This is a genomic window from Pseudomonas sp. SIMBA_067, assembly GCF_046534675.1.
Taxonomy (GTDB): domain Bacteria; phylum Pseudomonadota; class Gammaproteobacteria; order Pseudomonadales; family Pseudomonadaceae; genus Aquipseudomonas; species Aquipseudomonas putida.
Window position 1 is genome coordinate 1 of the sequence record NZ_JAWRYH010000902.1, and the last position, 253, is coordinate 253.

1 pseudogene is annotated in these 253 nt (G+C 57.3%); it reads right to left on the minus strand.

The window, feature by feature from the left end:
• Positions 1-253, minus strand: a pseudogene (locus SB765_RS31830) (hypothetical protein); the annotation flags it as partial.

The window sequence follows — 253 nt, forward strand, 5'->3', positions numbered from 1 at the left end:
GTGCGTTCGTCATAAACAGCCCCATTCCGCGCAGGGCGCTCCACAGCCCCAGTGTGGCAACGAAACTTGGTACATTAAACACGCCGCGCAGCACCCCGGCGAGCGTTCCCATCAGCGCGCCTAACAGCAACACCAGCAGGCACGCCACCGCCAGCGGAACTTCAAATTGCAGCAAAAATGCCAGGCACACCGAGACAAAAGCCACCATCGGCCCAACGCTGACATCAATTTCACCGGAGATAATAATCAGTGT